12 protein-coding genes are annotated in these 14,143 nt (G+C 53.6%); all 12 read right to left on the bottom strand.

The window, feature by feature from the left end; translation table 11 throughout:
* Window positions 1-4: 4 nt before the first annotated feature.
* Complete coding sequence (locus tag VB712_RS14790) at window positions 5-400, bottom strand: HNH endonuclease signature motif containing protein (RefSeq protein ID WP_323256033.1); 396 nt, start codon at window positions 398-400, stop codon at window positions 5-7.
* Window positions 397-750 carry a hypothetical protein gene (locus VB712_RS14785; RefSeq protein ID WP_323256031.1) on the bottom strand — a complete coding sequence of 118 codons (354 nt, stop codon included), beginning with the start codon at window positions 748-750 and terminating at the stop codon, window positions 397-399. Before VB712_RS14785 ends, VB712_RS14790 begins: the two co-directional genes overlap by 4 nt.
* A gap of 220 nt (window positions 751-970) precedes the next feature.
* Window positions 971-1,228, bottom strand: a complete 258-nt coding sequence (locus tag VB712_RS14780) for a type II toxin-antitoxin system Phd/YefM family antitoxin (RefSeq protein ID WP_323256029.1) — start codon at window positions 1,226-1,228, stop codon at window positions 971-973.
* A gap of 12 nt (window positions 1,229-1,240) precedes the next feature.
* Window positions 1,241-4,126, bottom strand: coding sequence for a DUF1156 domain-containing protein (locus VB712_RS14775; RefSeq protein WP_323256027.1), 2,886 nt, complete (start codon window positions 4,124-4,126; stop codon window positions 1,241-1,243).
* A gap of 155 nt (window positions 4,127-4,281) precedes the next feature.
* Window positions 4,282-4,923: a hypothetical protein gene (locus tag VB712_RS14770; protein WP_323256025.1), complete on the bottom strand. Its 642-nt coding sequence runs from the start codon at window positions 4,921-4,923 to the stop codon at window positions 4,282-4,284.
* Window positions 4,924-4,929: 6 nt separating this feature from the next.
* A complete protein-coding gene (locus VB712_RS14765) occupies window positions 4,930-6,153 on the bottom strand; it encodes an ATP-binding protein (RefSeq protein ID WP_323256023.1) in 1,224 nt (407 codons plus the stop codon).
* Window positions 6,154-6,239: 86 nt separating this feature from the next.
* Complete coding sequence (locus VB712_RS14760; protein WP_323256021.1) at window positions 6,240-9,569, bottom strand: helicase-related protein; 3,330 nt, start codon at window positions 9,567-9,569, stop codon at window positions 6,240-6,242.
* 65 nt (window positions 9,570-9,634) lie between these two features.
* Window positions 9,635-10,639, bottom strand: coding sequence for a 30S ribosomal protein S1 (locus VB712_RS14755; protein WP_323256019.1), 1,005 nt, complete (start codon window positions 10,637-10,639; stop codon window positions 9,635-9,637).
* Between the two features lie 393 nt (window positions 10,640-11,032).
* The gene (gene nrdR, locus VB712_RS14750) at window positions 11,033-11,560 is read right to left on the bottom strand and encodes a transcriptional regulator NrdR (protein WP_323256017.1); all 528 of its coding nucleotides are present in this window, start codon (window positions 11,558-11,560) and stop codon (window positions 11,033-11,035) included.
* A gap of 197 nt (window positions 11,561-11,757) precedes the next feature.
* Window positions 11,758-11,853, bottom strand: coding sequence for a photosystem II reaction center protein T (locus VB712_RS14745; protein WP_323256015.1), 96 nt, complete (start codon window positions 11,851-11,853; stop codon window positions 11,758-11,760).
* Between the two features lie 128 nt (window positions 11,854-11,981).
* Complete coding sequence (gene psbB, locus VB712_RS14740; RefSeq protein WP_323256013.1) at window positions 11,982-13,511, bottom strand: photosystem II chlorophyll-binding protein CP47; 1,530 nt, start codon at window positions 13,509-13,511, stop codon at window positions 11,982-11,984.
* 190 nt (window positions 13,512-13,701) lie between these two features.
* Window positions 13,702-14,037 (bottom strand): hypothetical protein, encoded by a 336-nt coding sequence (locus VB712_RS14735; RefSeq protein ID WP_323256011.1) that lies wholly within the window; start codon window positions 14,035-14,037, stop codon window positions 13,702-13,704.
* Window positions 14,038-14,143: the final 106 nt, after the last annotated feature.

Below are 14,143 nucleotides of genomic sequence, written 5' to 3'. Positions count from 1 at the left end.
AATTTTAGGATATGTTCATGCGTTTGCGTTCGGTGATCCGTTGATCAGTGTTGAATTTAAGCAGGTGGGCAGTGGTGCGCCCTTCGGGGGTTTTTCCTTTGATTGTAAACTGATCTTCTTCAAAATGATTTTGCCAGTTTTGTGTTCGAGGGTTGTATAAAAAACTAAATTTTTTGGTTTCAGGATCAAAAGAACCTAGATCGCTGCCTTTATGACGATTACAACGCCAGCAAGTATAGGCAAGGTTATCGAGGATGTTTGTTCCACCGTGTTTACGGGCAATAATATGATCGATTTCATGGGGATAGAAACTGAGTTGATTGGGTAAAAGACAATATTCACAACGAAATTCAGCACGCTCTGCTACTTGGCGGCGTAGGGAATCAGATAAATAGGTCACGATGGATGGTTGGGAATGAGATAGGGGAGGTTGCCGGATTTGAGGAGGATGATGAGGTGTTCGATTTTTTCGTATTCGTTGAGTTCTTGGTGTTCTTGGGGGGTGAGGGTTTGATTGTTGTTGCGTTCGAGGAGGTAGGTGAGGCGGTTTTGCATGGCGGGGGTGGGGCGGAAGTTGGCGATTTCTTCAGGGGTGGGTTGGCTGATCAGGAAGTCGAGGATGTGGCGATAAATTTGGGCGGTGAGTTGGGAGGGTTCTAGGCATTGTTGGAGGAGGTGGGGGAGTTGATCTTGGATGGGTGTGAGTCGGGCGAGGAGGTCGTCGGGGATTTCGAGGGTGAGGGTTGCCATGATGTTTAGAGGTTGAGGGTGGTTTTTGGGTGTAGGGTGGGTCAGATCGATGAATTGATATGAAATCCGGTTGTATCGTTGGATCTGCGTAGGGGCGTTGGCGTAAGCCTGCCGGAGGCACAAAAATCTTTCGCCCTTACACCACCTAGAAGCTCTACACAATCTGATTAAGCGAATTCCATATCACGAGCAAAATCAGGATCTTGATTGCTGACGTACCCTACGGAACTTTAATGAGTTTGTGTTCGCTGAATTGTCCGGTTTCTGCCGCTTGGATGGATTGGAGTAATCGTGTGGCATTGGCGGGGTTAGCTAGGAGATAAAAGGTTTCTTGCCAGGCGTTGAATTCTGCGAGGGACATTAAAACGGCTTGTTTGCCATCGACGTTTTCGAGGATGGTGGGTTCGGGGTTGGTATTGAGGTGATCGATGAGGCTATCTAGGTTTTCTTTGGCGGTTTGGGTGGTGATGGCGTTCATTTTTTTTAGGGTTTAAAGATCGAGGGTGGTTTGGAGGGGGGCGGGTTGGTAGGTGTTGGCGAGGCGGGTGATTTCGGGCCAGGAGATGACGAGGCTGTTGTAGGCGATCGCCTCTTGAGTCCAGCCTTTTTTGTCGCAGAGGCTATAGAGGCGATAGGCGAGGTCGCGGGGGATGTCGGTTTGTTGGGGGAGTTGGGCGAGGCGTTCGGCTGTGCCGGTTTCGCCGTGGTGGTCGAGGGTGTGGATCAGGGTTTGGGCGATGTGCCAGTGGGAGGGGTTGGGGGATTCTTTTTGGATGATTTCTGGGCGGGTGAGGAGGCGGACTTTGCCGGCTTTGGCGTGGAGGATGTTTTGGTCTACGAGGGTTTGGAGGCTGAGGTTTCGGGCTTTGCTGAGGGTTTCGGCTTCGCCGTAGGGGCCTTCGGTGAAGGGGTATTGTTGAAACCAGGTGAGGGCGAAGCGGGTGGGGTTGTCGAATTCGTTGTCTTGGTCGGTGAGGTATTGGTCGAGGTGTTGGTTGATGATTTGGAGGGCGGTGCGGACGTTGAGGGGGGTTCCGTCGGTTTCGAGGACGGCGCTGTATTGGGAGAAGATGGCCATGCCGGGGCCGATGCTGGCTTGGGCGAGGTCTACGGGGGCGATGTTGCCTTGTTGGAGGGTTTTGAGGGCGGGGGGGAGTTTGGTTTGCATTTCGCGGAGGAGTTGGCGGCGGCTGATGCTGGGGGCGTTGGCGGGGCGGGGGCGGCAGACGAGGACGATTGAGGTAGCGAGGGCGTTAGACTTAAGACTTCTCATTCTCGCACTTCTTTCAGTTCGTAGTGGCCACGTACCATCAATGGCTAGATTTGCTTTATTTAATGCCTCAAGAATAGTTTCCCAACCTGTTGATGATATTGATTCAGGTTCAGATTCTTCCTCTTGTTTAAATGCATAAAATATTGTAATTGGATACCCAGAATCTTGTAACTTATTTATTGATGTAAATGTTTTTTCTAGTCGAGACTCAAAGAAGCATTTTGCTTCTTTTTTTCCTCCATGTCTATAAATTTCCGCAATTATTTCATCTTTTTTTGGAACCAAAACAGTTTTGAATAAATCTCCATGAATTTCCTTAAGCGATGCTCTTAACCAAACGTAAAAGAAGTCTGACAAATTAGCGTATGGAACATTATCATAGTATGGAGGATCAGTAGAAATCAGATGACGTTTCTTTAAACCGGCAATGTCTGATGCATTCATTTGGTAAACAACGCCATCGAGCGCATTAACAGGAATACTACCTTCTAAGAATTTTGAAACTCCTGAAATTGTCACAGAAAAATCACCTGCTGCCATAGCAAAAGGATTGACTTCACAAAAATCCCAAACCATAGGCAAAACTTGCCTAGCAAAAGTTCCTTTCGCCTGATCCCTGCTTGGACTCCAAATTGATAGTGAACTGTTATAGTCTGCAAGTTTACTTATTGAAATTGCAAGGTATGTTGCTACTGCATTTTTGTAGTCGTCTGAGCAGTCACCCATTTTTTGGTGTAAATCTTTGAGGCAACTGCAAAATGTTTCTAGTAAAACGAGTTGCCGATTGGTAAACAAATCTGTATGTTTTTGCATACCATAATTTTGGGGACTTATCCCTATAGCTTTTTCGGGTAATAACGTATCAAATAGATAGTGCGGCTGTGCAGAATTAGCAATCCTTTCCTGCTCATCCGTCGGAGCCAAATAAACCCGGCCCCCCTTCCCTTCCGCCACAATCGCCATCAACTGCGCCCCCATCCGGCCCGCCCGGCCCTCCTTCCGCACATAATCCAACGGAATCGCCGTACCACAAGCCACACAAATAGCACCCTTCCGCTCCACCGTCCCCCCCGGCACATCCCCCTCCCCCGACCTCACCACAAACCGAATTTGTGGAGGAGTCATGCCATGATCAACAACCGGCTCAACCCAAGCCTCCCGCCCCTTCTTCGTCGAAAGCTGAAAACTCCGCACCAACGGCATCGCACAACCACAACCCGGATTAGAACAACGCACCGTCCGCGCCCAAAGCCAAGCAATCACCGTCGCCTCGATCCCCCCGGCTTCGCCACCCCCCTTAACAAGGGGGGCAACATCATCATCACCCCCCTTTTTAAGGGGGGCAGGGGGGATCCTCACCCTTGGATATAAACCCCCAATCCGCTCAAACGCCACATCCCGCATCCAAGCCCCATAAAACCGCACATCCGCCGCCAAACCCTGCGCCCCATGCCAATCCGAAATACTCTTCTTCGCCCGATCCACCTCATTAATCGGAGCCAAACCCTTAAACCTCGGCGGAATCTCAATCAACGCCTTATTAATCAACACCGCCACCGGATTTAAATCACTCGCATGAGCCTCCAAACCCAACCGCTGCCCCTCCAACGGAATCGAACCCCCCCCCGCAAAGGGATCATAAACCGGCGGCCCATAAGCCCCAATATAAGCCCGCACCCCCTCCACAACCTCCGGCGGCTCCTCCCCCCGCCCCCAAGCCAAACACCGCGCAATCTCCCGCTGCGCCGCCACCAACACCCCCGATTTCGGATCATTCACATCATCCCAAGACACCAACCCCCGCACCACCTGCTTCTCATTCCCCTTCTTATCCCGCTCCACCACAATCCGCCCCAAAATATCAAACAGGCGTTGCCGCTCCACCCGCTGCTCCTCCTCCGTCGGGAACCGCTCCGGCCAACTCGAAGGATCATCCACCAACGAAGCCCACAACACCGCCCGACAAGCCGCCAACGGTCGCCGCGCCCACCACAGATGTAACGTCGAAGGATGCCCATGGCGAATCGACTTCTCCCGCGCCGACTCCATATTGATCGCCTCCAACGGCAACGCCACCTCAATCAACTTCTTCCGGTACGACATCCCACAACATCCTTAAGCGAGCATCATCCCCCACCATACCCCAAACCGCTCAAGAGGCGATCGGGCGTGGGGATTGCGGCCCAAACCGATTACGCTCCCAACCTGCACCCCCAAAACCCTAGGGCGAAAAATTTTTCGCCCCTACCCATTGGCCCCTAATAACCCCGTGGAACCCCCAACCATTCCAACAAACCCGTCCAGGTAATTTTGCAATCTGATAAAGCATCCTTCGGCAACGTTCGGATCACAACCTGATGATCCGCAATATTCATGATCGGATTCAAGGCCCGACGGGAAAACTGCCGCGTATTGCCCGGCGCAATCACCACCCCAATCACCCGATAGGATTCCGGAGCGGCATAAACCCCCGCCAAACCATCAGAACCCTGAATCTCCCCCAAATGAAACCGGAGCAGATGCTCAATCGTTTCCCTTAATTGCTGAAACTTATCCTCCTCCTGATCCGCCTTCACCAACACATGGCGTAACTCCACAACAATCAAAAAACAATCCCCCCCATGAGACCCGATCACCAAATAATCAGCCCGTCTTCCCTGCCATTGCCCTCGCCTTGCTAAAAAATCAGCATATTGCTCCAACTCACACACCAAAATCGGATAATCATCCGCCTCCAAAATTACCCAATACTTTAGCCCCTCCGATATGCACTCATAGAACAAAACCTGATCCTCTATGTTTAAAACCAAACAAAAATCATCCAAATCATTCAGCACATCCCCAGGCTGAATAATGCTAATCCCCCTCGGCAAAATCTCCCCAGTACAATCCAACGGCATCGACAATCAACTCCACAACACATCATAGGCCTGAATCTGGTTGTACTGTACCTCCAGATTTCCCAAAACACTCGACAGCCGACTCTCATCTAACTCCCCAGATTGATCACAAATTGAAACCGCCGTTCCCTCCGCAAATAAATAGGCAGAAAGATGCTCCGGTGTCAGCCGTAAACCAGCATCGGGCAGACCTTCAAAATTCTGCTTCGGTAAATGCTGATTTGCCAAAATTAAATTATTTAAAACATATAAAACAAACAGTGAATGAGTGGTAATGACCAACCGAAAACCCCGGTTACATAAATAGGCTAAAAGCTGCGTAATTGCCACCTGAGCCGATGGATGTAAATGGGTCTCCGGCTCCTCAATATGAATAAACAATGGCCGTCGCGGCCGCTCCCAAGCAAACATCGCCTGTGCAATGGAGACCATGGGCCAAGTTTCCATCTGCCCAGAAGAGGCCATCTCAATTTCAATGGGGCGATCGCTCCCCTCCGGCATCCATTGCCATCGCCTTGCATAGGGCCCCGTCCTCGAAAAAACCGCATAGCCCCGCAACTCATGGGTGATCATTTGATCAATTTCAGCCACCTCCCTCGGCCTTTCCCCTGGAGCGCCTTGCCATTGCTGATGGGTATCCGCTGCGCCCATTAAAAAGCTGGTAAACTGACGCATGGAAATGGGTAAATCTGAACTGCCTAAAGCGCCGGGATCTGCATTGATTAACCGCGAAAAAAACGACCGCTCCGCTGGCACAAATAAAACACGGGGATGCAGATCCCCGCTTAATGTAGGATTATCGGTGATCTGGGTTAACCAAGCCTTAATACTTTGCTTAAAAATTTTCTTGGGACGAATGATCCGATTCGACTCATAACAAGTAATTCCCCAATCCTCTTCACCTGGATCATCCTCTATCCGTTGATACCCCACCTCTACCTTTTTATTCATCACAAAGGATGAAAAAGATCGTTTACTATCTTCCCCCGAACGAATACCTTCAATCACCCGTCTAACCGTTTGCTCCGGCCCTTCTTGGCGAGAGTAGCGAGAGATTAAATATTGAGCATCACGAAAAAAATAAAGGAGTTGACTCGCTAAGGATTTTCCCGTTCCCTGGGGGCCAATAAACACCGTTAGGGGGGAAATATCCAAAGTTAGGGGAGTCTCAACAGCCCGCAACGGGCCTAAATGGCCATCAATGGTTAGTCTTTCTCGCCCCTGTGTCATTCAACCCTCTTCATATCATGCCTTGATTCTCACCATACCCCAAACTAGAGGCGATCGCCCCTCATAACCCCCAACCCATCACGCCCCTACCGATCCGCCCCCCGTTCCCAGAGCGATCGCCAATCATAATTAACACTGTTCACCGCCGCATCCGGCTCCCGGTTAAAGGGTTGGCGCACATAGCGCACCTCACAACCCACCCCATACTGCCCCCCCGTTTCCCGCATCCGAAACACATCCCCCGCGCCAAACTCCGGCCCAGGGGGAACCGCCACCAAAGCCAACAGAAACCGCTCCCGGTCATTTAACGCCGTCACAATTTCATTCCGCGTCACCGTCACCGTTTGCGCCCCGATAATCCGCCCCTTCACCTCAATGAAACGCAAATCCCCCGTTGCGGGCATCTCGGACTCGATATCATAACCGCGCTTTTGGGCGCTCACATCCCGGGGAAGATAGCCTAATTCCCGCTCCCGCGCCATCACCGCCGCCATCGCCGCCAACTCCACCCGCCGCGTTTCCCGCGCAAATAACCCCGGCTCCTCTTGCCGTTGCCCCGCTAACCGTTGCAATAACCCCAAGGGGATCACCGCAAACCCCCCCAACACCACCGGCTCCCCCGCTTCAAGCTGCTGCTCCCGCTCTAATTCCGCTAACCGTTCCTTGAGCCGTAGGGCTAATTCATCGGCCCGCTGTTGCGCCCGCTCAGAATTGAGCTTGGCATTGGTTTTTCCCGCTTCCTCGTCACTGCGTAATTTTGCAGCCTGTCGATCCCAATAGTTGATTTCCTTGGTGAGGCGATCGCGCACTGCTAAAATCGTTTTCTCCAGGCGGGGCTGTCGCTCCCTTTGCACCGCTGCGAGATGTTGGGGGACTAAAGGGGCGATAGATACGCTATCGCGGATCGCAAATTCCAGCCCCCGCTGCTCCAAATCTGCTAAAAATGCCACCGTGGGTAACAACGGCTCTATCAATGCCCATTCCGCCGCCGTTGCGGGGCGATAGTCCAGATCCGGCGCGGGGCCAGCATCGCGGCAAGCCGCCGCCGTGATCTCCACAAATTGCAACCGTTGGGAAATCACCCGTCCTGCCCCGCTCTCCTGAATCGCATGGGCAAGATAAACCACGGCCCGCACCTCCTCCCCCGGATCCTGCTCATCAATTAACACTGCCCCCCGCCGCAACACCGCCCCCTCCTGGGCCAAAATTACCGCCAAGATTGCCTCTAACAGGGGATGACCGGGAGAGATCAGCGTTGCTGTCGGCTGATTCGGGATCGTGATTAAATCCTTCTCAAAACAAACCCGCTCATAGCGGCGCGGCAAGGGCTGGCCAAGGGGATGCGCCCGGATCAGGGCGGGAATATGGGTGATTTCGTAGCGTTTTGCCTCCCGATGGCGGATCGTTCCCCCCAAATATTCAAAGGCAGTTAAGAAAAAGTGGCTGATCACATAGGGTTGCATTTTGCAAACGCCGGCCCGGGCCATGTCTGCCCGGATTGTTGCCACTGCGTCAAGGTTGAGGCGATCGTGAGCGAGGGCTTCCCGGTGGAGGAGATCCTCTAAATACTGGGGATTGAGGCGATCGCCTAACACTTGGTTAAGCCGGGCCTTAACATCGGGGCGCTCTCCATAGCGGATCGCCTCCATCATTAATTCCCGCAATTCCCGACCCGTTACGGCCTTGCCCAACACATCAAACACTTTCCCCCCCAACGCTGCCTGCACCACCGCCAACTTCTCCAACAACCGCCCATACACATCCCCCTCCCGCGTCCCCTGGGCCACCAAATTCCACAGATGGCACACCTCCCGCTGGCCAATGCGGTGAATCCGGCCAAACCGCTGCTCTAAACGGTTGGGATTCCAGGGCAGATCGTAGTTAACCATCAGGTGCGCCCGTTGGAGATTAATCCCCTCTCCCGCCGCATCGGTGGCAATCAACACCTGGACTTGATCCTCCTGCTTAAAACCTTGCTCTGCTTTTCGTCGCTGAGGGCGACCCATCCCGCCATGAATGAGTACCACCGCCTCCGGGCGACCGAGGAGCGTCGTGATCCGCCCGGTGAGGTAGTCGAGGGTGTCCCGATGTTCCGTGAAGATCACCAGTTTGGGCGTGATTGTTTCCGTCCAAAGGGTTTGGATCAGTTGTGAGAGTTGATCCCATTTGCGATCGCGCCCCCCCTGCCGTACCCCAAGGGCTAACCGCTCCAAGGCCTCAAGCTGCTGGATCTCCTTTTGCAGTTCGGCGATCGTTCGGGCCGCTGTCGCCTGCTCCACCACCGCCGCCTCCGTCGCTTCCCGTTCCTCATCCCCCATCTCATCCCCATCCTCCTCCCAATCCTCCAGATCGATGGGGGGGAGTTGCCAGGCTAGGTTTTGGCCTTGGCGGGCTGCGGTGAGGCGAGCTTGGAGGCGATCGCGCCGCCGCCGCAGGGATTGATAAATGGCTTCGGGGGAGGAGGCTAAACGCCGCTGGAGGATCGTCAGGGCAAAGCCGACGGTACTTTTTCGGCCGTTGTGGTTGAGGGCTTCGGCGCGGTCAAATTCCCGCTGCACATAGTTTGTCACCTGGCGATAGAGTTCCGCCTCTGGGGGGGATAACTGGTATTGCACCGTATGGGCGCGGCGTTCGGGGAAAAGGGGCGTACCGTCAAACTTTAATAGGTCTTCTTTGACCAAACGCCGCATCAGATCGGCGGGATCGCAGGTATAGGAGGGATCGCGATATCCCCCGGCAAAGCGATCGCCATCCAACAGGGCGAGAAAAAGCTGAAAATCCTCCTCTTTGCCGTTGTGGGGTGTGGCGGTCATCAGCAGAAAATGGCGGCTCACGGTGGCCAGGAGCTTCCCCAGTTTGTAGCGTTTCGTTTCCCGCCGTTCCCCCCCGAACACCGTCGCCGCTAATTTATGGGCCTCATCGACAACGACCAAATCCCAATCCATTTGCTGCAATTGGTTTTGTAGTTCCTCGCTGCGGCTAAATTGATCGAGGCGGGCAATGGCCAGGGGGGTTTCCCTCAAGGGGCGCTCAGGGAGGGCGATCGCAAAGGGCAGATCGAACTTATCCGCCAACTCCTCCTGCCATTGCGCCGCCAAACTCCCCGGACAAACAATCAAACAGCGCTGCAAATCCCCCCGGATCAGCAACTCCCGCATCAACAACCCCGCCATAATCGTCTTCCCCGCCCCCGGATCATCCGCCAACAAAAACCGCAACGGCTGACGGGGGAGCATTTCCCGATAAACAGCGGTGATTTGATGGGGCAACGGCTCCACCCGGGCCGTATGCACCGCGATGAGGGGATCAAACAAATAGGCATAGCGGATGCGATGGGCCTCCACCACTAAACGCAGTAACGCCCCATCGCCATCAAACCCCCAAGCCTGACCCGCGCTCACCATCTCCACTGCCATCCTTGACCCAATGGCGACAAAAATCCCCTTAAACCCAAGGGCCTAAGGGGATTGAACCTCAACGGTTACTCTTCTACGCCGCTCGCAACGGGTTCGAGTTCTTCCTCAACCGCAGAAATTTCCTCTTCGAGATCCACTTCCACCAGTTCCTCCGGTTCGCCCTGCTGTTGTTGCAGGAGCTTCTGCCGATATTTTTCGGCCATTTCTTCGGCTTTTTCAAACACCAGATCACGGTTTTTGAGCATATCCCCGGCTTCCGGCTCCAGTTGCTTCGTGGAGAGGGAAATCCGACCGCGCTCGGCATCGAGGTCAATGATCATCACCTTCAACTCATCATTGACGGCAAAGACGCTGTGGGGCGTATCGATGTGGTCGTGGGAAATTTCCGAAATGTGGAGCAGACCACTCACGCCGCCAATATCGATAAAGGCCCCGTAGGGTTTGATGCCCCGCACCATGCCGGTAACAACTTCGCCCACCTGCAAACCATTCATCTTCCGCTCCACGAGGGCGCGACGATGGCTGAGGACGAGACGGTTACGGTCTTCATCCACTTCTAAGAATTTCAGGGGCAGATCTTGACCCACCAAATCTTCTTTGGCCTGGCGCGTGCTGATGTGGGAACCAGGGATAAAGCCCCGTAGCCCTTCGATCCGCACCAAGGCCCCGCCTCGGTTCGTGGCGAAAACGTTGGAGCGCACGGTGGCATCTTCCGCTTGCAGTTGGCGCACCCGTTCCCAGGCCCGGAGGTATTCAATGCGGCGAATGGAGAGGGTCAACTGACCATCTTCGTTTTCGTCAGTCAGAATGAAAAACTCCCGTGTCTCATCTGGTTGTAAGACCTCACTGGGATCATCGACACGGTTGATCGACATCTCCTGGATGGGGATGTAGGCGGCGGTTTTTGCACCAATGTCGATTAACGCCCCTCTCGGCTCCATGCTAAACACCGTACCGGGGACGATATCCCCCGGACTAAAGTGATAGTCGTATTGATCCAGGAGCGCAGCAAAATCCTCGTGGGTAAAACCAATGTCTTTGTTACTAACGGTGTTTTTCTGACTGACCATGTGTGTAATGTATTCCTAGCTTTTAACTCCGTAACGCTTCACTGTGTGGGAATCATGGGTAAATTCCTGTGGTAATAGCGAGACTTCTCAGACACAAATAAACAAACTCAACAGGGGCTGTTCTCTCCGGGATGGATTGAAAAGACCCGCCATTGGGTTTTCCGGGGGCGCAATCAAGCAGGTTGAGCCAGGGGCAGAAATGCTACTCGACGGCCACATACTCCGAGTGTATCATTTTTAAACAATGCACAAGATTAATATCTTAGCTTATTGAGGTCGCTTAAGTTTGTCGTGCGGACTTCAGTCTGTTCCCCTCACCTCCTCAATCCCCCTCTCCCAAAAATGGGAGAGGGGGAGGTTAGGTAAGGTAAGGTTTTCCGGCTTCCCTAGCCCCTAAAAGGGAGGCAGGGCGGAGAGACTTGTGACGCGGTTGCTGGGCCAGGGGCGATCGCCCTCTGGGGGTTGGGGCGATTGGATTTGCAGGTGATTGAGGGTATCTATAAAGTCATGAATTCCGGTAAATTGCCGATACACCGAGGCAAAGCGTACATAGGCCACCTCATTTTCCTGGCGCAGGGCTTGGAGGACAAGATCGCCAATTTCGGCGCTGGTGGTTTCCCGGCGGCTGCGCTGCTGAAGTTGACTTTCAATTTCCCCCACCAATAGTTCTAGGCGTTGGTGGGCAATGCCGGTTTTTTCGCAGGCGCGGATAATGCCCCGTAGCAGTTTAGAGCGTTCAAAAAGTTCGCGATGGCCATCCCGTTTAATCACGGTAATGGGGACGAATTCAATGCGCTCGTAGGTGGTGAAGCGGTGTTTACAGTGCAAACATTCCCGCCGTCGCCGGATGCTTTTATCGCCTTCAGTGGAGCGGGATTCGAGGACGCGGCTTTCGGTCTGGTGACAGGCTGGGCATTGCATAGCAGTTATGTCCCTGGGCTGACGTGGAAATAGCCACGACGAGCCTGGGTTTCCCGGCTGGGAACCCAAGCACGATCGCGGCTCACAATCAAGCAATCAAATCTCAAGAAACTTAGATAACCCCGTGGGCTATCAAAACGGAATGTGAAAGGGGAGGTTAAGGGGGTTTGCCCCGTCCCGAATCGGCAAGGAGCCGGTTATTTTTCAATTCTGGGGGGTTCGCGGAAGGCGATCGCAAAGAACAATACACCAATCCCGCAGGCCAGAACAAGGATATAAGCGACACTTTCCATTTTTAAATTCTTAAAAAATACAGCTAGTTGCTAGTTTAACAGGAAAAGGAAAGGTTTTGGCGATAAAAAATTCCCTCCCCCAAATCGGGGGAGGGAAAGGTTTGGGTTAAAAACTGAAGGCGAGAAGTTTAGGCTTCTTTCTTAACGCGGGTGGTTTTATCGCCAACTTTGGCAAATAAACCCCATTCCACTTGTTCTTCGAGGTCGGCCCCAACCCCCGCGAACACGTCGCGGTAAAGGGTACGGGAACCATGCCAAATGTGGCCAAAGAAGAACAAGAGCGCAAACACCGCATGACCGAAGGTGAACCAACCTCGGGTAGAGGTACGGAACACACCATCGGAACCGAGGGTTGCCCGGTCAAAGGTGAAAGGTTGACCCAATTGGGCTTTCCGGGCAAACTGTTTCACTTCTTGGGGATCGGTGAAGGTTTGACCGCTCAAGGCCCCACCATAGAAGCTTACTTGTACGCCAGCTTGCTCGAAGCTGTACTGAGATTCTGCCCGACGGAAGGGAATATCAGCGCGAACCACACCATCGGCATCGGTTAAGACGACGGGGAAGGTTTCAAAGAAGTTAGGCAGACGGCGGACAAACAGTTGACGACCTTCTTTGTCTTTAAACACGGGATGACCGAGCCATTCTTGGGCGATGCCATCGCCATTCACCATGGGGCCAACGCGGAATAAACCGCCTTTGGCGGGGCTGTTGCCCACATAGTCATAGAAGGCTAATTTGTCGGGGATGGTTTCCCAGGCTTCGGTGTAGCTTGCGCCAGCGGCGAGGCTGGTTTCAATGCGACGCTCGATTTCCTGTTGGAAGTAGCCTTGATCCCACTGATAACGGGTGGGGCCAAACAGTTCGATGGGGGTGGTGGCACTGCCATACCACATCGTCCCGGCGACAACGAAGGCCGCGAAGAACACAGCAGCGATACTGCTGGAGAGGACGGTTTCAATGTTCCCCATCCGCAGGGCTTTGTAGAGCCGTTCGGGGGGACGCACAGTCAGATGGAACAGACCGGCGATAATCCCCACTACCCCAGCGGCGATGTGGTGGGCCACCACACCCCCAGCGTTAAAGGGGTTAAATCCGGCGGGGCCCCATTCTGGCGCTACCGCCTGGACATGGCCCGTAATGCCGTAGGGGTCAGAGACCCACATCCCTGGCCCAAAGAGGCCGGTGAGGTGGAAGGCTCCAAACCCGAAGCAGAGTAAGCCAGAGAGGAAAAGGTGGATGCCGAACATTTTCGGCAAATCAAGGGCAGGTTCCCCAGTGCGGGAATCGACGAACAGTTCCAGATCCCAATAAACCCAGTGCCAGCAGGCAGCGAGGAAGAGTAATCCGGAAAGGAGGATGTGGGCGATCGCCACCCCTTCTACAGACCAAAAACCAGGGTCTACATAGGGTTCGCCGGTGACGTTCCAGCCCCCCCAAGAGGAGGTTACGCCTAAGCGAGCTAAGAAGGGCATCACAAACATCCCCTGCCGCCACATTGGGTTCAGCACGGGATCACTGGGATCAAAAATAGCGAGTTCGTAAAGGGTCATGGAACCCGCCCAACCCGCTACGAGGGCGGTGTGCATTAAATGCACAGAAATCAGCCGGCCCGGATCGTTTAAGACGACTGTATGTACTCTGTACCAAGGTAGTCCCATCGACTACGCTCCTCCTAAATTGAAATGTCTATCAGAATTTTGTTCTTAAGTGGGGATTTAAGCAATGGCTGCCCTGGGTGAACCGTTGACTGCGGCTCAAATTTAGGGGGATATCCAGCCTAAACCCTCACTATACTGAAACTTATTTTAAAGAAGTGTAAACGATTGTGAGAAAGAATCGCAAACAAATTTAGGGGCGGGGAGGGGGGCGATCGCCTGGGTAGGGCGATCGCACCACATTTTCCCCCTGGGTGAGGCGCATCAAGGCCTGTTCAGCATCCATCAGCCGCCGCAGCATCACCTGACCGATATTGCTCGCCCCGGTTTGGTTGGGATCAGGTCGCACCTCCAACATCAAAACCGTTTCCTCCACTTGGTACAGCCACAGGGTTTCCCCCTGCTCCACCAACCCCACATTTAACTTCTGAATATAGGGTTTACGCCGCCACACCCCTTCATTCCACAACCCGCCAAACTCCCACACCCGCCCCACTTGCCAACCATCGGAAAGAAAAAAGTAGTGCATGATCATCCTCACATTGAGTTAAAAAGACATTGGCACGAAACCCCTCGGTGCTCCCGTTGATCCGGGAATTGAGCCGGTGCTGAAAACCTAGGCTCACGGCAGCAGC

The organism is Spirulina sp. CCNP1310 (assembly GCF_034932185.1).
In the GTDB taxonomy this organism is placed as follows: Bacteria; Cyanobacteriota; Cyanobacteriia; order Cyanobacteriales; family Spirulinaceae; genus Spirulina.
This window is presented reverse-complemented; position numbering and strand designations above follow the sequence as displayed.

What these genes read in the sequence shown, in the direction of transcription:
- VB712_RS14785 (WP_323256031.1), bottom strand. Translation starts at nt 750, where the DNA reads ATGGCAACCCTCACCCTCGAAATCCCCGACGACCTCCTCGCCCGACTC.
- VB712_RS14780 (WP_323256029.1), bottom strand. Translation starts at nt 1,228, where the DNA reads ATGAACGCCATCACCACCCAAACCGCCAAAGAAAACCTAGATAGCCTC.
- VB712_RS14775 (WP_323256027.1), bottom strand. Translation starts at nt 4,126, where the DNA reads ATGTCGTACCGGAAGAAGTTGATTGAGGTGGCGTTGCCGTTGGAGGCG.
- VB712_RS14770 (WP_323256025.1), bottom strand. Translation starts at nt 4,923, where the DNA reads ATGCCGTTGGATTGTACTGGGGAGATTTTGCCGAGGGGGATTAGCATT.
- VB712_RS14765 (WP_323256023.1), bottom strand. Translation starts at nt 6,153, where the DNA reads ATGACACAGGGGCGAGAAAGACTAACCATTGATGGCCATTTAGGCCCG.
- VB712_RS14760 (WP_323256021.1), bottom strand. Translation starts at nt 9,569, where the DNA reads ATGGCAGTGGAGATGGTGAGCGCGGGTCAGGCTTGGGGGTTTGATGGC.
- VB712_RS14755 (WP_323256019.1), bottom strand. Translation starts at nt 10,639, where the DNA reads ATGGTCAGTCAGAAAAACACCGTTAGTAACAAAGACATTGGTTTTACC.
- nrdR (WP_323256017.1), bottom strand. Translation starts at nt 11,560, where the DNA reads ATGCAATGCCCAGCCTGTCACCAGACCGAAAGCCGCGTCCTCGAATCC.
- VB712_RS14745 (WP_323256015.1), bottom strand. Translation starts at nt 11,853, where the DNA reads ATGGAAAGTGTCGCTTATATCCTTGTTCTGGCCTGCGGGATTGGTGTA.
- psbB (WP_323256013.1), bottom strand. Translation starts at nt 13,511, where the DNA reads ATGGGACTACCTTGGTACAGAGTACATACAGTCGTCTTAAACGATCCG.
- VB712_RS14735 (WP_323256011.1), bottom strand. Translation starts at nt 14,037, where the DNA reads ATGCACTACTTTTTTCTTTCCGATGGTTGGCAAGTGGGGCGGGTGTGG.